Origin of the sequence: Lacunimicrobium album (genome assembly GCF_052161635.1) — a bacterium.
GTDB lineage: Bacteria > Planctomycetota > Planctomycetia > Planctomycetales > Planctomycetaceae > SXPC01.
In genome coordinates, this window is record NZ_CP197413.1 from 4,710,081 (window position 1) to 4,729,772 (window position 19,692).

16 protein-coding genes are annotated in these 19,692 nt (G+C 53.7%); 12 read left to right on the plus strand and 4 right to left on the minus strand.

The window, feature by feature from the left end:
• Window positions 1–516: 516 nt before the first annotated feature.
• The gene (locus SH248x_RS18885) at window positions 517–4,272 is read left to right on the plus strand and encodes a [protein-PII] uridylyltransferase family protein (RefSeq protein ID WP_459555877.1); all 3,756 of its coding nucleotides are present in this window, start codon (window positions 517–519) and stop codon (window positions 4,270–4,272) included.
• A gap of 2 nt (window positions 4,273–4,274) precedes the next feature.
• Here the strand turns inward: SH248x_RS18885 and SH248x_RS18890 are convergent, their stop codons facing one another.
• Entirely contained in the window at window positions 4,275–4,457 is a 183-nt protein-coding gene (locus SH248x_RS18890; protein ID WP_459555878.1) for a hypothetical protein, read from the minus strand.
• A 293-nt stretch (window positions 4,458–4,750) separates the two neighbouring features.
• Here SH248x_RS18890 and SH248x_RS18895 point away from each other — a divergent pair, with 293 nt between their 5' ends.
• From SH248x_RS18895 to SH248x_RS18925, 7 genes are all read left to right on the plus strand, one after another.
• Window positions 4,751–5,743 (plus strand): DUF1559 family PulG-like putative transporter, encoded by a 993-nt coding sequence (locus SH248x_RS18895; RefSeq protein ID WP_459555879.1) that lies wholly within the window; start codon window positions 4,751–4,753, stop codon window positions 5,741–5,743.
• 95 nt (window positions 5,744–5,838) lie between these two features.
• Window positions 5,839–6,297, plus strand: a complete 459-nt coding sequence (locus SH248x_RS18900; protein WP_459555880.1) for a carboxypeptidase-like regulatory domain-containing protein — start codon at window positions 5,839–5,841, stop codon at window positions 6,295–6,297.
• A 292-nt stretch (window positions 6,298–6,589) separates the two neighbouring features.
• A complete protein-coding gene (gene lepA, locus SH248x_RS18905) occupies window positions 6,590–8,434 on the plus strand; it encodes an elongation factor 4 (RefSeq protein WP_459555881.1) in 1,845 nt (614 codons plus the stop codon).
• Between the two features lie 114 nt (window positions 8,435–8,548).
• On the plus strand, window positions 8,549–9,667 hold the full coding sequence (locus tag SH248x_RS18910; protein ID WP_459555882.1) for an SDH family Clp fold serine proteinase: 1,119 nt from the start codon (window positions 8,549–8,551) through the stop codon (window positions 9,665–9,667).
• Entirely contained in the window at window positions 9,664–9,900 is a 237-nt protein-coding gene (locus SH248x_RS18915; RefSeq protein WP_459555883.1) for a hypothetical protein, read from the plus strand. Before SH248x_RS18910 ends, SH248x_RS18915 begins: the two co-directional genes overlap by 4 nt.
• Window positions 9,901–10,144: 244 nt before the next feature.
• Window positions 10,145–10,369, plus strand: coding sequence for a hypothetical protein (locus SH248x_RS18920; protein ID WP_459555884.1), 225 nt, complete (start codon window positions 10,145–10,147; stop codon window positions 10,367–10,369).
• 95 nt (window positions 10,370–10,464) lie between these two features.
• Entirely contained in the window at window positions 10,465–11,415 is a 951-nt protein-coding gene (locus SH248x_RS18925) for a carbon-nitrogen hydrolase family protein (protein ID WP_459555885.1), read from the plus strand.
• Window positions 11,416–11,443: 28 nt separating this feature from the next.
• On the opposite strand, the gene SH248x_RS18930 is transcribed toward SH248x_RS18925, so the two are convergent.
• The 3 genes from SH248x_RS18930 to SH248x_RS18940 form a co-directional block, all read right to left on the minus strand.
• Entirely contained in the window at window positions 11,444–12,232 is a 789-nt protein-coding gene (locus tag SH248x_RS18930) for a DUF3050 domain-containing protein (RefSeq protein WP_459555886.1), read from the minus strand.
• A 244-nt stretch (window positions 12,233–12,476) separates the two neighbouring features.
• Window positions 12,477–12,710, minus strand: coding sequence for a hypothetical protein (locus SH248x_RS18935; protein ID WP_459555887.1), 234 nt, complete (start codon window positions 12,708–12,710; stop codon window positions 12,477–12,479).
• A gap of 163 nt (window positions 12,711–12,873) precedes the next feature.
• The gene (locus SH248x_RS18940; protein WP_459555888.1) at window positions 12,874–13,506 is read right to left on the minus strand and encodes an HAD family hydrolase; all 633 of its coding nucleotides are present in this window, start codon (window positions 13,504–13,506) and stop codon (window positions 12,874–12,876) included.
• 285 nt (window positions 13,507–13,791) lie between these two features.
• Between SH248x_RS18940 and SH248x_RS18945 the strand changes: the two genes are divergently transcribed.
• The 4 genes from SH248x_RS18945 (at window position 13,792) to amt (ending at window position 19,547) form a co-directional block, all read left to right on the plus strand.
• Complete coding sequence (locus tag SH248x_RS18945; protein WP_459555889.1) at window positions 13,792–14,304, plus strand: acetolactate synthase; 513 nt, start codon at window positions 13,792–13,794, stop codon at window positions 14,302–14,304.
• Window positions 14,305–14,508: 204 nt separating this feature from the next.
• Window positions 14,509–15,600 carry a lysylphosphatidylglycerol synthase transmembrane domain-containing protein gene (locus SH248x_RS18950; RefSeq protein ID WP_459555890.1) on the plus strand — a complete coding sequence of 364 codons (1,092 nt, stop codon included), beginning with the start codon at window positions 14,509–14,511 and terminating at the stop codon, window positions 15,598–15,600.
• A gap of 51 nt (window positions 15,601–15,651) precedes the next feature.
• On the plus strand, window positions 15,652–16,632 hold the full coding sequence (locus SH248x_RS18955; protein ID WP_459555891.1) for a glycosyltransferase family 2 protein: 981 nt from the start codon (window positions 15,652–15,654) through the stop codon (window positions 16,630–16,632).
• Between the two features lie 335 nt (window positions 16,633–16,967).
• Window positions 16,968–19,547, plus strand: a complete 2,580-nt coding sequence (gene amt / locus SH248x_RS18960; RefSeq protein WP_459555892.1) for an ammonium transporter — start codon at window positions 16,968–16,970, stop codon at window positions 19,545–19,547.
• Window positions 19,548–19,692: the final 145 nt, after the last annotated feature.

Here is a 19,692-nt window from a genome sequence, read left to right on the forward strand (position 1 = left end):
ACTCCGCGACACAGCATCCTGGTGAACCAGGCTCCCGATGGCTGGGCGTCGATTTGGTGGGTGGTCTGTGTATTCATCACAGGTGTCAAATTCCGAAAAGTCGTTACCAGGCGATCTCATATCGCTTCGTGCCAGCAGTTCCGTTCCTGCCTTGATGCTGCTTTTTGGAAACGTTACTTCGAACATACGTCACGATCTGCGGGTGGTCAATTTTTGACTTGAATCGACAGGCCAGTTCGATGCCGTATTCTCCACACTTGCTGGGGTCGTAACGATTTACGAAATGAGGGAATTGTGGAAAACCAGTGAGCCTTGGTGAAGATTGCGGGTCGGGCGGAAGAATTCATGCGTGGATGTTGCGTCCGCGCAACACGTATTTTCCTTCCAGATGTTCCTGCCTGTTGTGACCTCAACTTGCCTCCTTTGCTACACTGAGGTCACCCATCTACACCCACGAACTGCCATGTTAATAACGTCAGAATGTCCCTCGGTGATCAATGATGTCAGGTTTCTGCCATGTCGCTTTCTTCGGATAACATCCCAGTCACGCCTGCCGACCTGGAAGACTTTCGTCTGCTGCTGACATTAGAGCTGCAGGCCTACCAGAAGGAACGGGTCGAACTGCTGCTGACAGGAGTCGGCTTCCAGAACTGGGAAGTGGCTCATAAACGCTTTGCTCACCTGTGCGATCACAGCGAGGAATCCAGGCCGCTGTTACTCTCGATTCTGCAGATGCTGCTGCACGCGCTTTCCGAAGTCGCATCGCCTGACAGCTCCCTGATCAACTTCGAGCGATTCGTGCAAAGTGTCCCCAGTCGACACGATTTGTTTGTGCTGCTCAGCCAGCAACCCCGTGCAGTGGAAATCCTCATCAAGCTTTTCGTCAGCAGTCAGTTCCTGACCGAAATCCTGTTGAAGAATTCGAGCTATCTGGAACGCCTGACGCATCATCGAAAACTTGCGGAGTTCAAGACACAGCAGGAGTTCCTGGCTGAGGCACTCGAACAGGCATCCTCGCATCCCAGGATCGAAGCGCAACTCAATGCCATTCGTCGCTACCAACACTGGGAATTGTTGCGGATTGGTGCGTGTGATTCGTTTGGTCTGATGGATCTGAAAACAGTAACGCTGCAGTTATCGCTGCTTGCTGATGCGATCGTGCAGGCATGTCTGAAATTGCTCGCTGATGATCTCAATGTCGACACGACCGGATTTATCGTGCTGGCGTTTGGAAAGCTCGGCGGCGAGGAACTCAACTACAGTTCGGACATCGATCTGGTCTTTCTGGCGAAAGACGATGCCGGGCGTTTCTGGTCGCTGGCGCAGAAGTTGATCAAAGCACTCATGGAAGCAACGCAAGACGGGTTCATGTACCGCGTCGACATGCGACTCAGACCTTGGGGACGATCCGGCGCCCTCGTCACGACGATCACTTCTCACATCGATTACCTGCATAAATCCGCAGTCCTGTGGGAAAAGCAGGCAATGATCAAAGCTCGCTGCATCGCAGGCGATGTCGAAGCAGGTCGGGACTTTCTCATGATCGCTCATGACATCATCTATACGAACTCCCCACCAGAGATTCGCGAGAGCGTCCGCAAACTGAAAGCCACCATTGAAGCAGAACTGGCCAGGAAAGGCCGGACCTGGGGCGAAGTCAAAGCAGGCGTCGGATCGATTCGCGATGTCGAGTTCGTCACGCAGGCCCTTCAACTGATGCACGGACGCAATACCCCCGGCGTCCGCAGTATCAACACGCTCGATGCCCTGATTCGACTCGCGGATCGCTCGATCATTCAGGCTGATGAATATCGCCAACTGGCCTCCGGATACGTCTTTCTGAGAACGATCGAACACTCCCTGCAGTTGATGCATTACAAACAGGTCCACACCCTGCCGACCGAACCACGCGAACAGGCTTACCTCGCCCGTCGACTCGACTTCCCTTCGGCTGAAGTCTTCCTGACTTATTACGAGCGACACACGCAGGCCATTCGTAAGATCTTCGAGAGATACATCATCGGGTCTTCGTCGGCGACCGATGAGCAGAAGCCTCAATACTTCCAGTCGTTTCCCGATCGCGTTGCGGTTCACGGACTGGCCTACGAAGACGTTTTTTCGACCAAAGAACGAAGCTTCCACCGCGAGCTGATGAACCGCCTCTCGCCCACCCATCTGGTGGAGGTCCACTGCGAACTCACATCCGATAAGGAAACTCCGCAGATCTGGAAGCTGACGATCGTCGGCTTCGACACCGTCGGAGTCCTCTCTGCGACAGCGGGGCTGCTCTTTGAGCTGGGATGTAACATCATCTCGGGGAACTTGTTCACCGGGGCGATCCACGATGAGTCGTTGAGCAACTCCGGAATCTTCCAGATCGAACACCGTCGACCAGGGCAAACCAAGAAACCGCAGCGCGACAGCCATCGCTTTATCAGCGTGATCGAGGTCGCCTACGATGGCGTGCCGCTGACTTCGGACGACTGGCTCGAGTATGCCAGCGATCTCGAAGAACTCGTGACGCTGCTTTATCACGGTCAGGACAACGACGCCCACGGACGCCTGGCGATCCGAGTCGCGCGGGCTGTTCGCAGCGAGGCATCCAAAGATCAGACGCCCGATCGTCTGATGCCAGTCGAGATCAATATCGACGTCACCTCGTCACCGTTTGCGACGATCCTCGAAATTCGCGGCGATGATACTCCCGGATTCCTCTATGAACTGGGCAACGGGCTGGTCCTCTCGGGCGTTCGCGTCCATCGGACCGTCATCCAGACGGCGGGGAATCAGGTCGCCGATACGCTCTACGTCACGGACATCCTCGGCAAGAAAATCGACGACGCCAGCCAGCTGCAGGAACTCCGTGCCGCGATCACGCTGATCAAACAATTCACGCATTTGCTGCCCAAGTCGCCGAATCCGGAATCCGCGCTGCTGCACTTCCGAGACTTTCTGCGTCAGCTGTTTTCACAAGACAACTGGGTCGAAGCATTCACATCGCTGGAGCAGTCGAACGTGCTTGAAGCGATGGCTCAACTGCTCGGCGTTTCCGACTTCTTGTGGGAAGACTTCTTGCGCATCCAGCATGCGAACCTGTTTCCCGTCGTCGCGAATGTTGAGCGGATCATTCACCCCAAGACCAGACCTCAGCTCCAACACGAGCTCAATACCGACCTGAAACCGCTGACGACAATCGATCAGAAAATCGATTACCTCAACGCCTTCAAAGACCGGGAGATGCTGCGGATCGACCTGCGTCACATTCTTGGCTATGAGCAGACCTTCGGGCAGTTCTCGCAGGAACTGACGGAGCTGGCAGAAATCATCGTCGAGACAACGACGCGTTTGACCTATGAGGAGCTGCTCAACAGATATGGCCAGCCTCGCCTGGAGAATGGTTCGCCCTGTCGGTTCGTCGTCTGCGCATTGGGCAAATGTGGCGGTGAAGAATTGGGATTCGCCTCGGACATCGAACTGATGTTCCTTTACGAGGACATCGGCGAGACCAGCGGACGAGAGAAATGCACGACCGCAGAATTCTACCAGAAGCTGGTCGAGCTGTTTCAGAATCGTATCCGCTCACGGTCTGCCGGGATTTTTGAAGTCGATCTGCGACTGCGCCCCTACGGCCGCGCCGGCAGCCTCGCAGTCGCCCGAGAAGCCTTTCAACGATACTTCCAGCAAGGCGGCCCGGCATGGCCTTACGAGCGACAGGCGCTGGTCAAACTCCGCCCGATCGCGGGGGATCTCGATTTCGGAAACGAGATCGCCGAGCTGCGCAATGAAATCATCTTCACCGGCGAGCCATTCGACCTGGCAGCGATGAACGCCATGCGCGAGCGTCAGATTTCTCAACTCGTCAAAGCCGGGACGCTCAACGCCAAACTCTCCCCAGGAGGGCTGGTGGACTGCGAATACCTCGTCCAGGGCTTACAGATCACCTACGGCCACCTGAGCGCGGAACTGCGCTCGCCGAATACACGAGAATCTCTGAAGGCATTGGAACAGGTCGACGTGATCACACATCAGGATCGTGTCGATATTCGAGACTGCTACCGCTATCTACGCCGTCTGATCGATGCGCTCCGCATGGTCCGGGGAGACGCCCGCGATCTGACCGTCCCCGCCATCGAAACCGACGAGTTCGCCTTCCTCGCCCGACGCCTCGGCTACGATGACCCCGCCCAGCTGCATCTCGACATCGAACAAACCATGCAAAAAGTCCGCGAACTGCGCCGACACCTGGACCCGCTGATCGCCCCCTCTCCGTAGGCTCACTCCACAACGTCTGCGGAATCACTTTCAGCCCGCTGTTTTTCCAGTTCCTCAACGCGCTTGAGCAGCTTCTCCTGCGTTAGCGCACTTCGATACAGCTCCTGGCTGAGCTGATCCACTTGCCGCTGCAGCAACATCAGCTGCATTTCGACTTCGGTGAGGCGGGTTTCTGAATTGTTCATGGACGAGGCGATTTCTTAAGTTTTCGATACGCACTTAACGCGATTGAAATTCAGTGAATGTGCCAACAAAGCTGGCAGAATAGCATACTTCTTGTGCAGCCGTTCTGGCAAGAACGGCGATTTGATTGCTTCAAATGACAAAAATGATGCGGTAAGGCGAAAAGTGTCAGTCGAACTGCGCAAATCATCCTCGTTTTAATAGATCCTGCGCGTAATATGACTCTCGATTTGAATGTTGACAGTAACGCGCCGTTAACTGTTGGCACAGCTGTTATCGATGGAGTATTTTTTCCATGTTTTTTATTGATTCTCCAGCAGCAAACGCGAGCGCATCGTCTCGCAAATCTGGCTTTACGCTGATCGAACTTCTGGTTGTGATCGCGATTATCGCGACTCTTGTAGCCCTGCTCCTTCCCGCTGTTCAACAGGCTCGCGAAGCGGCCCGTCGTTCGTCCTGCAAGAATAACTTGAAGCAAATCGGCCTGGCTCTCCACAACTATCACGATACCTTCAATGTCCTTCCACCAGGATACATGCGTCGTGATTATTCTTACGGCACTTTCGACGGACCAGGCTGGGGATGGGGGACTTTCATCCTCCCGCAGCTTGAACAAAACGCGATGTACGATAGCCTGCAGATCGACAAGCAGATCCTCACCGAATCGCCAGCCATCCTCCCGTTCTCACAAACCCCGCTGTCAGTCTATCGCTGCCCCAGCGTTCCAGGTGGCAATCTCAACGAAGGACTGATGAGCGCCTCCGCGACCGCCGGAATTGCCCTCTCGACTTATAAAGGCGTTTTCGGAAACAATAACACACAGTTCAACGACTCTACTGACGACTGCCCTCTCTTCCTGGGAAGCTGCATCAGCGGCGAAAATGGCTCATTCGGCCCCAATAGCTCCGTCCGCTTTCGCGATATCACCGATGGACTCTCGAATACCGTCATGATTGGTGAAATCGCCCGCGGCATTAACGGCAGGAAAGATTCGACCGGAGTCTTAATCGATTACAAAGGATCCGTGTGGGCAGGTCTGTCCACTCAAGCCTCTCGCTCGAACGTCGCTGTTTTTCAGACACTCCGTGGGATTACTGCTTCAGGAGCTGTCGAAACCGGCTACCGTCTCAACGGCACAAACACTCACAGCTTCTCTTCTCACCACAAAGGCGGAGCCCAGTTCCTTCTGGGTGACGGGGCTGTCCGCTTCGTGTCTGAAAATATCGATGGACTCCTCACCAATTACATCGGCAATCGTGAAGACGGAACAGTCCTCGGCGAATTCTAAGACGGGCTGTCATTTCTAAACCTGGCCGAGAAGTTTCTGCTCGGCCCATTTCGCTGCTTTTTCTTCACCCATCTGAAGCCATTCAAGGCGGTCTCATGTCATCTTTCCGGGGTTTGTCGATCTTCGGTCTTGCTGAAGAATCTGCTGGTCAGGCAACTTTTCTAGCCGCTATTTTGCTGTCCGTGTTTGCTTTGGGCTGCGGTCCATCCAAGCCAGACTACAAGCTGTTTCCTGCAACTGGGACAGTCACGATTGACGGTAAGCCGGCTCCCGACCTGCTTATTGAATATCATTCTGCCAATGGAATTGTCGCCCATGGAAAAACCGACGAGACCGGAAGCTACGAAATGACACTTCCCAAGTTCGACAAGGGAATCCCGACAGGACTCTACACCGTCAAAATACGCGGTGCGGGTGTTCCGATGATTTACGATGAAATCGGTGCCATGATCGTCGAAATCAGCGACATGCAAGCCAACAGTCCGGCTGCCGTGAAGCTGAAATCAAAAGCCACCGCAAAAGACCTCAAACTGGAGAATGAGGCTGCGGAGTAACGTCCCGATTCGATTGCGATCCTTGTGAAACCAGTTGCTCGCCTTTGGGTGTCAACTGGTTTCTTTTTTTGTCGGTCCCTGCTCGTTACTTGGGAAATCCCTGCTCATCCCATCCAATGTTACCAATGGGTCTGCTCCGGCGAAGTTTCCTCCCCGATGACACTTCACTGGTCCCATCTCTTTCTACCCGATATGATGTCATATTCGCATGTCCGCCTCCCTGAAGGCCTGACTTGCAAAGGCTTTTGCCTTCCCTAAGCCCTACTCCCCAAGCCCTAAGCCCTTCCTCCCCATGTCCATCGTTACCGAAGTCAAACGTAAGTCCTACGGCCGCATTCCGACCAAGAATATTCGGAACTTCTCGATCATCGCGCACATCGACCACGGCAAGTCGACTCTGTCCGATCAGTTCCTGCTGCAAACCGGGGCGATCACGCAGCGCGAGTTCAAAGAGCAGATCCTCGATGACCTCGATGTCGAACGCGAACGCGGGATCACCGTCAAGGCCCGCGCCGTCGCGATTCACTTCAACTACAACGGCGAACTCTATGAACTGAACTTCATCGATACCCCCGGCCACGTCGACTTCGCCTACGAAGTCTCGCGCTCACTGGCTGCCTGCGAAGGGGCCCTTCTCGTCGTCGATGCTTTCCAGGGAGTTCAGGCTCAGACCGTTGCCAATGCCTACTCTGCCATCGCCGAAGACCTGACAATCATTCCCGTTCTCAACAAGATCGACCTCCCGGTCACACGCGTCGATGAAGTCCTCGAAGAAATCGAAACCGTCATCGGCCTCGATGCTCACGATGCCCTCAAAGTCTCCGCCAAAACCGGCGTCGGCGTCATGGACTGCCTCGAAGCCATCATCCAGCGCATTCCGTGTCCACAGGGCGAAGATACCGCACCACTGCGTGCCCTCGTCTTCGATTCCAAGTACGACTCCTACAAAGGGGTTCTGACCTACTTCCGGATTCTGGAAGGGGTCATTGAGAAGGGGATGAAAATCCGCTTCATGAAAGGCGGCGGCGCTCACGAAGTCCTCGAAATGGGGCAATTCGTCCCCGAGATGGCTCCCTGCGAATCGCTCGGCCCAGGTCAGGTCGGCTACCTCGTCACCGGCGTCAAGATCCTCGAAAACATCCGTGTCGGAGATACCGTCACCGGCCATCACAATCCTGCCAAAGAACCACTCCCGGGCTACAAAGAGCCTCAGCAGATGGTCTTCTGCGGGATGTACCCGATCGAAGCAACCGACTTCGAAAAACTGCGCGAAGAACTCGGACGCATGGCTCTCAACGACGCCAGCTTCTCCTTTTTCCCGGAAACCTCCGACGCCCTCGGCTTCGGCTTCCGCTGCGGTTTCCTGGGCATGCTGCACATGGAAATCGTCCAGCAGCGCCTGGAGAACGAGTCGAACATCGACCTGATCCAGACCGCCCCGAACGTCACCTACGAACTCCTCATCCGCGGCGGCGAAGTCCGCAAACTCGATAACCCGCAAGACGTTCCCGAAGACGGCTCGATCGAAGAGTTCCGCGAACCAATTGCCAAGGTCACCTTCATCGTTCCCGCGACCAAAATCGGCATCCTCATGCAGATGTGCGAAGACCGCCGAGGCATTTATCGAACCACCGACTACCTCGGTACCGAACGCGCCCAACTCGTCTACGAACTCCCCCTCGCGGAAGTCATCTACGACATGCACGACCGCTTAAAATCCGCCACCCAGGGCTACGGCACGATGGACTACGAAGTCATCGGCTACACCGCCGCTGACCTGGTCAAACTCGACGTCCTGGTGAAAAACGAACGCATCGACGCCCTCTCCACCATCATGCACCGCACCGTCGCCGACCGCCGCGGCCGGGCCTTGGTTAAAAAACTGAAAGAGCAAATCAGCAAACACCAGTTCGAAATCCCCCTGCAAGCCGCCATCGGGGCAAGAATCATCGCCCGCGAAACCATCTCCGCCCTGCGTAAAAACGTCACCGCCAAATGCTACGGCGGGGACATTACCCGGAAGCGCAAACTGCTGGAGAAGCAGAAAGAGGGTAAGAAGCGGATGAAGCAGTTTGGTAGCGTCGAGATCCCGCAGAAGGCGTTTTTGAGCGTGTTGGAGGCGGGGAAGGAGGAATAGAGGGAGAATTTCTAACTGCATTTGAAAAAATGACAATGATATGAACATATGGTTTGCATGTTTACTGGTAATGATTTAGCATTTTGGCGAGAAAACTCCATGAAAGTCTAAAAAATGCCGCGGGATGACCGAAAACAGAATATTATTGCCGTGGAAAAGCTTCGTCCCGGTCGAACATGCGTGTGCCTTTTTGATTTTGACCGCGAATCATCACCTCCAATCCTTCCAGGGCTGAGCAAACAGTTCTCAATCGATGTCAAGGAACCACTTTTCCGTGTTCTCAAAGAATGCGGGCAAAATCCCAAAATTGATCTGTGCTTGTACACAAGAGGAGGGCACGTTCATGCCGTTTGGCCAGTTGTTAGCCTAATACGAGAGTTCGACCCAGATTTTGAAGTTTTAGTTCCGTTTGCATGTAATAGTTCAGGCACTCTTGTAGCATTGGGTGCGCGTAAAATCATACTAACTCCAATCTCCGAGCTTAGTCCAATTGATCCCACAGGAGGGAATCAATTCAATCCCGAAGATTCGATAAATCGAGGGACTAGAATTGGAATTAGCGTTGAAGATGTAGCTGCTTATCGTGAATTTATATTAAAGCAGTTCGATATCAGCACTGAAATGCTTGAAAAAGATGAAGGTTCTAGAAAACTTGTAGCGACTTTTCTCTCGCGTCTAACTGAGCAGGTTCATCCACTCTCGCTAGGGAATATTCATCGAGTGCAGCAGCAAGGGCGAAGATTGGCAAAAGAGCTTCTCCGGTTACACGATGAAGAAAATGAGGATCAGATCGTTGATATCGTTCACCAGCTGTCATCAAAATTTTTCTCGCATCACCATATGATAAATCGATATGAAGCTCGGAGTCTTCTTGGAGAGAATAAGATCGTGTTTGCGGATAGCGAGCTTTCTTCAGCTTTAGATCGTTTACTTAGAGGCTATGAAACCGATTTCGCTCTTCGCCGAAAGTTTATTTTGAATGAGAGATTTGGTAAAGAAAACGAAATTGAAACCAGATTTATCAACGGAGTAGTCGAATCAAAAGACTGGTCCTACTTGTATGAAACATCTCTTCGGGTACGAAAAGTGCTAAACCTCCCAAGTAATATTCAACTGCAACTTGGACCAGGACAAACTCTTGCACCACGACCAGGTCTGCCAACAAAAATAGAATTCGAATTGATTACTGAAGGCTGGACACGAAATACTAGCCCGAAAGGCATCACAACATGATTATGTTTCGGGAATTTGTTAATACATCCAATGAAATCCAACGTTTGGAGTTTGTTGGAACATTTCAGAACGCGACGACAGACGCAATTGGAACTCTGCAGCTACCCTCAGGACTTTATCAATTATCAGATGGGCAGCTTGTTCCAGTTATTCTTGAAAAACAGAATGCCTTGGCAATGACGGAGTTGTTATCAAATCCCAACCTTTGGCAACAGGCTGACTTCTGTGAATAGCTTCATAGTAGCATATCAAAACTAAACGACGGGTACTGGCAATAAGGCTTGCAACACGCATCGCTTGTTGTGAGTCGAATTTAGTTTTGGATTGACAGGCAATTGCATTTACATCGAAAGTAGCAGCTTTGTAAGGTGCTTGCCACGATGCACCGAAGGACTAGTCTGGTGATTACCTGCCAAACTTTTTGGCTGAAGAACGTAAGGCTCGCAAGCTTATGAAGTTCACCAGTTCGCTTCCGGCATGACCATCATTGGTATCATGCTTGTGGCAGCGATTCTTGCTGTCACGAGCGGTTTGATTGAAAGCCCGTGGGATCAAATAACGTATGTCGTCCCGCTGTCGGCCTTGTTTGTCGTGGTCTTCCTGGTGGCGTTCTTCACATCAATCGCCGTTCAGTCTGCGAAATTGCTTGCTTTAAACCTCGTGGCCGCCGTGACGGTGTTCATTCGCGTCATCAGCATGTAATCGCCATGTCATCAACTTTCCCCGTGCGTTCGGTTCACCCTACCTGTTAGCCTGAAACCGTCAGGAGACACCACCATAAAAGAGGACCTGCGAAGATGCTCGGCGATGGGTTTGCGAATTTATTCTGGATGCTCAGCGTTGTCATCCCATTTTCGTTGATGGCGACGAATGAGGGGCATGCTCAAGAACAGAGTCTGACAATCGCCTCCGTGCAGTATCCCGTCGAAGGAAACAAGACCCTCGAAGAAATCCTGGCCAAGGTGGAAGCCTTCACCGAAGAAGCCGTGGCCAGGAAGGTCGATGTGCTGGTGCTGCCGGAGTTATTAACGCTGGATGCCTGGCCGGTGCAGGAGGGCGCCGAAGAGACGATCGAGAGCGAACGCAAGGTCGTGCAGGAGATCGCGTCGAAGATCACACCCGGATATTTTGCAGGCATCAGGCAACTGGCCAGGAAGCACCACATCGCGATCATGGCAGGATCGTCGCCAGAACTGGATGCGGAATCGAAGAAGCTCTTTAACGTCGCGATGCTCGTGCAGGCCGATGGCAAAGAGCTGTCTCAGAAAAAGATTCACCCGACGAAATGGGAACGCGACATTGGCTTCACCTCCGGCAACACCATCACGATCGCCGATACACTTTGGGGCAAGACAGCGATTCTCATTTGTTTCGACGTCGAGTTCCCCGATCTCTCAGCGGGCCTGGTCGAAAAATCGCCCATGCTGATTCTGGTCCCCTCAATGACAGAATCAGAAGCCGGTCTCAAGCGAGTCCGCTGGACGTCGCAGGCACGGGCGATCGAACATCACGCGATCGTCGTCGTCAGCGGAACAGTGGGACAGCCGATGCCCACTTGGCAACTCTTCGGCCAGTCAGCCATCCTCGGGCCCGCGTCGGAGACCTTTGAGATGGACGATGTCGAGGGGGCTGCCAATACTCGTGGTATGATCATCCAGACCGTAGACATGAAAGCTCTCACCTACAGCCGGGCGCAGACACATTTTCATCCTGCGAAAGACAAACGGGAGAAGATCGGCGGCGATTGAATTCACTCGACAACACAGCCGTCTCGCTTCACGCGATCAAGACTGAACACTCCCGGTCAATCGCGTTATCAATCGCGTCCCACAGTTTCTTGCGGGCAATTAAACATCGGACAGCGGTTTCTTCAACGGTCTTCCATTTTGCGGTGTCGTCCCCGCAGAGGTGTTCGATGAGGCGAGTTGCCATCGGGCCGTGTTCGTCGCCGTCGAGGCCGATGTGGCGTTCGAGATAGTACTGGAAGCGTCGGAGCTGGCCGTTGGATTGCTGGTTGAGCTGGTTGACGATGCTCTGAAAGACGTCCGGCAGGAGGTCTTCCCGGCCGAAGGTGAAAGCAGACGCGATCGCGCACAGATCGCCGGCCTGGATGATGGCGAAGGTTTCGCGGACGAAGTCGCGGGCGGCGTCTGAGATGGGAGAGGTGTCGAGAGCGGTCGACCAGGGGGTACCGTGACGCAGTTGGTTAATGAAGGTATCGATGCCGGTGATATCAGCGCCGCATTCTTCCATCGAAACGCGGTACAGATCGAAGTGACTGGCGAAGTTGCCGCTGCCATCTTCATCGCTTTCCTCGGCTCTCACAATGTCGTTGATCATGCGACAGCCCAGCGTGTTCGTCGGCGGGACCCAGGGGACCGTGGTGCAGCAGATCGCCTGCTGAAGGGCTTTCAACAGGGACATGAAATCCCAGACAGCAAAGACGTGATGCTCCATGAAAATCTGGAGCGCCCCCAGCGACTGCATCTTCGCGTAGACGGGGTGATGAATAAGCGCATCGCGATGCGGGACGAGGAGGGTGTTCAGGTGAGTGATTTGTGACATGGAAAATTCGCGAATATCTATCAGTTTGAGATCTATGGCGTCAGCGGACAGGAATTGTCGTTCATCAGACTCACAGCGTCAGCACAACGGCAACCATATTCTTACGTCCTGCGGAACTTTGTCCTCTGTCTGGACGTCATTTCCTGGGTGAAATGTTTGCTGTGCGGTCAGGAGAAATGCGCACTTTGCTTACCTTATTCGTGTCTGGCGTTTGTTTTTGCTTTTCCACAATCCACAACGCCGTTTACTGAGCGGCCCGTTGTTTCGCGCTCTTCTGCTCTTTTGCTTTTTCGGATTGGATATTTCGTCGGACTTTATCGAGCAGTTTCTGATTGTGATCAGCAACCTGACGAAGGTAGGTTCCGTTCTCGTCAGAGAGGGGCATCAACTGTGATTCACAGTAGACGTTGTAGCCAATGTAACCCAGTGGAAGCAAAGTAAAGAGTGATAGCAGTATGATCGCCCGACGTGTGTCCATGCGTGCCCTCCATTTGAGTCAATCAAATTACCGTGGCCACGCGGAAACGAAATGAGTGATCCTGGGATCGACGTGAAAAATATCGAAATAAAAACTGTGACTCAAAATCGCTGAGCAATATTGCCGTCGATCGCTCTGCCGAACTGACTCGCCCTCCCCATTCTTATCGGGAAGGGCGTTCATTTGCAAACGGAAGCCAGACCCCTTCTTTCTCAAGCGCACGACGCAGGTGATCGACACCCGTAAACAGATGGGTCGAGAAGCCAAATGGAATGGCACCTTCGATGTTTGGCAAGAGGTCGTCCGTATAGAGACAGGCCTCTGGTTCGCATTGAATCTTGCTCAAGGCGACCTGATAAATCTCCGGCTGAGGCTTCACCGAACCGACTTCGTAAGAGAGCACGAAGTCGTCGAATTTCTGCAGAATCTGGTAACGTTCGAGCAGGAACTCCATGTGGGAGATGCTCGTGTTGGAGAGCAGGACGAGTCTGTAACCCTGTTCGTGAAGGTGATGGATCAATGGGACGATCGGATGATTGAGCTCGAAAATGTCCGAGCCAGCCAGTCGCAGAGCATCGAAATCGACCTGCCTGCCAAAGTGCTTCTCCATCGATTGATGCAGCTGGCGTTCACTGAGATGCCCCGTTTCAAAGCCCTTCAGATGCCCCTCATCAAACAGATATTTACGCACCGCTTCACCGGGCTGATCGAACAACGCCCCCATCTGCTGGCACATTTTCTCGTGAGAGAATAGGAAGATTACATTGCCAAGGTCGAATAAAACCGTCTTGATCATTTGCTTGTCAATCATCCCTGAGAGGAAAACGGCGATCCTTGAACACGAGAATCATATCGCTGGTCAGGTGGATCGTGTCAGGTCAGTTTGAGAATCTCTCAATGAGACTCAAATTGACCGTTCCCTCTATTTCCTCTAGAGTTCATAGCATGACACAGCCCAGTCTTTCACAAGATGTGAGGGAAGTTTTCTGGTCTGTATGATGTGAATACCAGCGTGAATCGAACAAGTGGACGCCCTCGTACGATGATGCGCCGTCCGCCCTAGGAAGTGTGTGGGTTTAAAATGCCGTTTGATTACGGAGATGACGACGAAAAAGGCGGCATCAACGCCATGACGTCGCGAAGTCACGACTGGCCGTGCCTGCGTCAGTTTACGGTCTTCATGGAGAACCAGGTCGGTCGCTTGCATCAGCTCTTCAAGAGCCTCGAGCGACATGACATGAAGATCATTGCGCTCAGCGTCAACGATTCGGTCGACTTTGCCTGCATTCGATTAATGGTCAATGATGCAGACCGGGCTCGTGAGATTTTCAAACTGTCGGATTTCGCCGTCTTCGAAAAAGACATGCTCGGCGTCCTTCTTCCAGAAGACCCTCAGCCGATGCTGCGCATCTGCCTGGCACTCATGCAGGCAGAACTCAATATTCACTACACGTATCCGTTGATCTTCCAGAAGAATGGCAAAGGCGCCATCGCCCTGTGTGTCGATGACATCGATACCGCCACGAAAGTTTTGCGCGATAAAGGTCACGAAATCATCACGGAAGGCGATCTGCACGACGATGGCTTTTTCTAAGCCATGGAAAACAGAACCTTGCCTGTTGTTTATTGCATCGAATGAAAGCATTTTCTTGCCTGGCGCCCACCCTCATCCGTCAGCACTGTGTAATGTAAAACACCTGAGGTGCTGGCTGACACCTTCTCCCCTCAAGGGAGAAGGAATAGAATGCCGCTCCCCTCAAGGGAGAAGGAACAAAGCAAGTAGATTGAACGTGTCAGGATGACGCCCAAGAAGACCCTTGCCAAAACGCTTTGGAAGTATGGCCAGTGGGTCTTGCTGATTGCTTTCCTGTGGTTTGTCTGTAAGCGAGGTTTGACCCTCTGGCAGCAATCCGATGCGTCGCTGGAGGGAGTCAGATGGGAGATCATCTGGGCGGGTAGTCCCGTGATTTTAATCAGCTGGCTGACGGGGGCTTGGTTCTGGCGCCAGCTGATACTTTCTCATGGTGAGAGGCCCCCTGTTGTTCCCACGTTCTGCGCTCACTATGCCGGACAGATCGGCAAGTATATGCCGGGCAAAGGCATGGTGCTGATCATTCGAGCGAGCATGCTCAAGCCATATGGAGTTCCATTTGCGGTCAGTCTCGCGACGGCTGTCTACGAAACATTGTTGTCGATGGGAGCAGGGCTGCTGTTAGGTTTGTGTCTGGTCCCGATTGTGCTGCCGGATCTGGCGGTTGATAAGCTGGCAGAGGATTCGCTCATCCGCTGGTTCCTGAACCTTGTGGGGGCTCATCCGATTCTCCTTTCTCTGGGCATCGTCGCCCTGACATTCGCCTGCCTTCCGTTGATCAGCTGGCTGATGAATCGTGTCGCGTCAAAGGTGGTCAAGCTTCCCGAGAAGGCAGAGATTGACCCGGTTCTGCCTGATGACATCGAACCAACCGAACAGGACATGCGGGAAGTCCCCGCAGAGATCCGTCGTGAAAAAGTCACGACACGCGATCTGGCAATTGGGATCATCGTCGCCGTTGTCGGATGGATGATTCAAAGCATGGCGCTGGGAATCGTCTTGTATTCCATTGGCGTCGAAAACATCACCTGGTCGGACAGTCTCTTCTGGACGATGAGCTGCATGCTGGCGACGACGGTCGGATTTCTGGCCGTTTTTGCCCCGGGCGGTATTGGCGTGCGGGAAGCGATCATTGTCGAGTGTTTGAGACTGGACCCTTCGATCAACGATCAGCAGGCAGTCTCGGCAGCCCTCTTATTACGTGTCTTGATGTTTGCCTCGGACATCCTGGCCGGACTGGTCTGTTCGTCCGTGGCGCGATGGTATAAAAAACGCCATTTGGTGGCATCCAAGTCCTGAATCGCCGTCATTCTGAATCGACAGCCGTCTCCGCGAAAGCGAAATTTTCCCATGGTCCATCTTTCCTGTCTGGTTCCCGTCTACAACGAGCACGAAACGCTGGAAGAGCTGTGTCGACAGATCCAGGCGGCGTTGAAAGACCAGACCATTAACGGCCAGCCGATTGTCTATGAAATCATCATGGTCGATGATGGCTCGCGCGATGGATCCTGGGACATCATCCAGTCATTGACAGCCAACCATCCCGTTCGAGGCATCCGCTTTCGTCGCAACTTCGGCAAAGCCGCTGCCCTGTTAGCGGCCTTTCGCACAGCCAAGGGAAATGTTTACGTCACGCTTGATGCTGATCTGCAGGACGACCCCAACGAAATCCCCAAGATGCTCAACAAAATGGGCGAAGGGTTCGATGTCGTCAACGGATGGAAAAAAGACCGACGCGATCCCTGGCACAAAGTTTATCCATCCTGGGTCTTCAACGGCATGATCGGCAAGCTCAGTGGCTTGAAGCTTCACGACCATAACTGCGGGCTGAAGATGTTCCGTCGCGAAGTTGCGCAGGAAATCCGCATGTACGGCGAATTGCACCGCTTCATCCCGATCATGGCGCACGGCCGCGGTTTTAAAGTGACTGAGATTCCGGTCTACCACCGCCCTCGTGAATTCGGTGTCTCGAAATACGGCTTTAACCGCTTCCTCAAAGGCTTCCTCGACCTGCTGACCGTCACGTTCCTGACTGACTACGGCCGTCGTCCTCAACACTTCCTGGGAGGCTGGGGCTTCTTCTTCTTCGTTCTCGGCGGACTGGGCATGGTTTTTCTGGGGCTGGAATGGTTCTTGATGAACGTCATGGGGTTCATGAAGCCAGTTCCGATCGGGTCTCGCCCCCTGCTGATTTACTCGATCGCCTGCCTGCTCCTGGGTGGCCAGGGAATCACATTGGGCTTTCTCGCGGAGATGATGGTCTCATTCAACATTGAAGACAAAGACGTTTACAGTGTCGTCGATCGCACGACTCCCGAATCGACACTTTAAGATGACACCCTGCTGGCCAATCAACTCACTGACCACCATTTGGCTGTGAGTTCTTTGAACTCTGAGTTCGCCAATATGACCGTACTTATCTTCCTGTGCGCATGACTCCCGTGGAGTGTTTTCCTCTACCGCAACGCTGATGCAACCGTTACAGCCGTCGATTTCAGCGCTAACGTTCCAGTGGTGTCGCTGTAATTACGATGAAGAAGCCACGGTGTTGTATTTTTGCAACCTAGTTTACAGCCGGGTGGCTCATGTTGACGCCACACCTCCGGCTGGACCTCTTGCCTCAGGGGGACACGGCGATTCATTCGTTAGGTACATTACGTACTCCCATGCAAGAACTATCGACTATTGACCTTGTTTGGCTGGGCTGCGCCACAATACTCGTCTTTGTGATGCAGGCTGGTTTCTGCTGTCTGGAATCAGGGCTTTGCCGCTCGAAACACAGCATTAACGTCGCGGCCAAAAACCTGATCGATCAGTGTCTATGTGGCATGGCGTTCTGGGCGTTTGGCTTCGCCTTCATGTTCGGAGACTCCCTGTCGGGTCTGATCGGAACGAATGGGTTCTTCTTCGGAAGTCCCAATACCTCGTCGACGATGCTCGCATTCTTCATGTTCCAGGCGGTCTTCTCCAGCACATCGGTGACGATCTGCTCGGGAGCGGTTGCGGAACGAATGAGATTCCTGGCTTATTCTGTTTTTGTCGTCGCGATTGGTGGGATCATCTATCCCATCTTCGGGCACTGGGCCTGGTACGGCATTGGCGAAGGGGCTCAGCATGGCTGGCTTTACTCGCTGGGGTTTCGCGACTTTGCAGGGTCGACCGTCGTCCACTCCGTTGGCGCCTGGTGTTCTCTGGCTGGAATTCTTGTGATCGGCCCGCGTCTGGGACGCTATCAAGCGGACGGGACAGGTCGTCTTTTCACACAAAGCAATGCCAGCTTCGCGACTCTCGGGGCCTTCATGCTGTGGTTCGGCTGGTTCGGCTTTAACGGCGGAAGCACGATCGGTTACAGCGAGAAGACTCCACTCGTTCTTTTCAACACCTTCCTCGGCGGATGCGCCGGTGCCGTCCCAGTTCTGATTTATCTGACTGCTTGCGGTAAACCGATGCGGATCGAATGGCTGATCAACGCCGTTCTCGCAGGTCTGGTCAGTATCACAGCGAGTTGCAATCTGGCTGCCCCCATCGAGACCGTTCTCATTGCCGCCGCTGGAAGCATGATCTGCCTGTTCGCCCAGGAACTGATCGAGAACCGCTGGAAGGTCGACGATGCCGTCGGCGCCGTCACGACACACGGGATCGCCGGTGTCTGGGGAACGCTCGCCGTGGCCTTCGTCATTGATGCAGACCAACTGAATCCAGGAGAAACGCAGTTCAAAGTCTTTGCCGTCCAGGCCATTGGTTGCCTTGTCTGCTTCGCGTGGGCGTTTGGCGTCTCGATGCTGTACCTGTCCGTCGTCAAGATCTTCATCCCGCTCCGGGTGACCGAAGAAGAAGAGAAGATTGGCCTGAACGTCGTCGAACACGGTGCCCGCAACGATCTTTACGATCTGCTTGGCACAATGGAAAACAACATCCTGGGTGATCGGACTGCCCGCGCCCAGGCGGATGATTTCACGGAAACAGGAATCATTGCCGCTCAATACAACCGCGTTCTCGATCAATGCGATGAGGCAATGAATAAAATCGAGTCCGTGAATAAAGAACTGACCATCTCCAAGATGGAAGCCGAGTCGGCGAACCGCATCAAGGCAGAATTCCTCGCGAATATCAGCCACGAAATCCGCACTCCGATGACCTCGATCATGGGCTTTGCAGACATCCTGCAATCCAACGCCGATCAGGACCAGCGTGAACAGGCCATATCTTCTATCCAAAAGAGCGGCCACCAGCTTCTCGATATTATCAACGACGTTCTCGACCAGTCCCGCATCGAAATCGGCACGATGGAATTGACGATGGGCCCGACGGCTCCGATGACCATCTTCAATGAATGCATGACGCAGGTCGGCCCGCTGGCTCGCTCGAAAGATGTCAGCCTGCAGTTCCAACTCGCCGGGACGATCCCTGCCCTGGTCAAGACCGATGCGAAACGATTCAAACAAATCGTCATGAACCTGCTTTCCAACGGCGTGAAATTCACCAGTCAGGGTCAAGTCTGCCTGCGTGCCCGCTACGACGCAGGGACGCCGGGCGTCCTGACGGTTGAAATTCGCGATTCCGGGATTGGCATCTCCGATGAGAAGCTCAAAACACTGTTTACGCCCTTTTCCCAGGTTGATTATTCACTGACCCGCAAATTCGGCGGCACGGGCCTGGGACTTTCGATCAGCAAGAATCTGGCTGATATGCTCGGCGGCGAACTGACCGTCGACAGCACAGTCGGCGTTGGTTCCTGCTTCGTCCTCAAACTGCCTGTCGAAGTCCTCGAAGCCGCTGTCGATCCACAAGCCAAACCCGCCTCAGAGAAGGTCGCTCCCACATTGACACCTGCTGACAGCCTCAAATCGAAGTACCGAATCCTGTACGTGGAAGATGGTCCGGACAATCAGCGTCTGATTTCCTTCATCTTGAAGAAAGCCGGCGCACACGTCGACATCGCTGAAAACGGCCAGGTCGCTCTCGAAATGATCCACAAATCGTCCGAGCATTACGACCTCGTCCTGATGGACATGCAGATGCCCATCCTCGATGGCTACGCCGCAACACGCATGCTGCGGGAAGAACGCTTCCTGACCCCGATCGTCGCGCTGACTGCCCACGCCAACCAGGGCGACCGCGAGAAATGCCTGAACGCCGGCTGCGACGAATACCTGACCAAGCCGGTCAACAAATCGACTCTGGTCTCGATGATCAACTACATGATCGAGACCCAGTCCGCCGCGAAAGACATGGTTGAGGTATAGGTCAACGGCTGTCCATTCTCCCTTGTGGGGAGCGGCGTTAAGTGCCTTCTCCGTTGCTGAGAACCGTATTCCGTCCCTTCTCCCTTGAGGGGAGAAGGTGCCCGAAGGGCGGATGAGGGTGGGCGCCAGGCAACCAATCGCTCCC

Excerpts from the sequence above, each read along its gene's own strand:
- SH248x_RS18915 (WP_459555883.1), top strand. The coding sequence starts at position 9,664 with ATGATTATGTTTCGGGAATTTGTTAATACATCCAATGAAATCCAACGT.
- SH248x_RS18950 (WP_459555890.1), top strand. The coding sequence starts at position 14,509 with ATGACGCCCAAGAAGACCCTTGCCAAAACGCTTTGGAAGTATGGCCAG.
- SH248x_RS18900 (WP_459555880.1), top strand. The coding sequence starts at position 5,839 with ATGTCATCTTTCCGGGGTTTGTCGATCTTCGGTCTTGCTGAAGAATCT.
- SH248x_RS18945 (WP_459555889.1), top strand. The coding sequence starts at position 13,792 with ATGCCGTTTGATTACGGAGATGACGACGAAAAAGGCGGCATCAACGCC.
- amt (WP_459555892.1), top strand. The coding sequence starts at position 16,968 with ATGCAAGAACTATCGACTATTGACCTTGTTTGGCTGGGCTGCGCCACA.
- SH248x_RS18935 (WP_459555887.1), bottom strand. The coding sequence starts at position 12,710 with ATGGACACACGTCGGGCGATCATACTGCTATCACTCTTTACTTTGCTT.
- SH248x_RS18940 (WP_459555888.1), bottom strand. The coding sequence starts at position 13,506 with ATGATCAAGACGGTTTTATTCGACCTTGGCAATGTAATCTTCCTATTC.
- SH248x_RS18890 (WP_459555878.1), bottom strand. The coding sequence starts at position 4,457 with ATGAACAATTCAGAAACCCGCCTCACCGAAGTCGAAATGCAGCTGATG.
- SH248x_RS18920 (WP_459555884.1), top strand. The coding sequence starts at position 10,145 with ATGACCATCATTGGTATCATGCTTGTGGCAGCGATTCTTGCTGTCACG.
- SH248x_RS18895 (WP_459555879.1), top strand. The coding sequence starts at position 4,751 with ATGTTTTTTATTGATTCTCCAGCAGCAAACGCGAGCGCATCGTCTCGC.
- SH248x_RS18955 (WP_459555891.1), top strand. The coding sequence starts at position 15,652 with ATGGTCCATCTTTCCTGTCTGGTTCCCGTCTACAACGAGCACGAAACG.
- SH248x_RS18885 (WP_459555877.1), top strand. The coding sequence starts at position 517 with ATGTCGCTTTCTTCGGATAACATCCCAGTCACGCCTGCCGACCTGGAA.
- lepA (WP_459555881.1), top strand. The coding sequence starts at position 6,590 with ATGTCCATCGTTACCGAAGTCAAACGTAAGTCCTACGGCCGCATTCCG.
- SH248x_RS18930 (WP_459555886.1), bottom strand. The coding sequence starts at position 12,232 with ATGTCACAAATCACTCACCTGAACACCCTCCTCGTCCCGCATCGCGAT.
- SH248x_RS18910 (WP_459555882.1), top strand. The coding sequence starts at position 8,549 with ATGCCGCGGGATGACCGAAAACAGAATATTATTGCCGTGGAAAAGCTT.
- SH248x_RS18925 (WP_459555885.1), top strand. The coding sequence starts at position 10,465 with ATGCTCGGCGATGGGTTTGCGAATTTATTCTGGATGCTCAGCGTTGTC.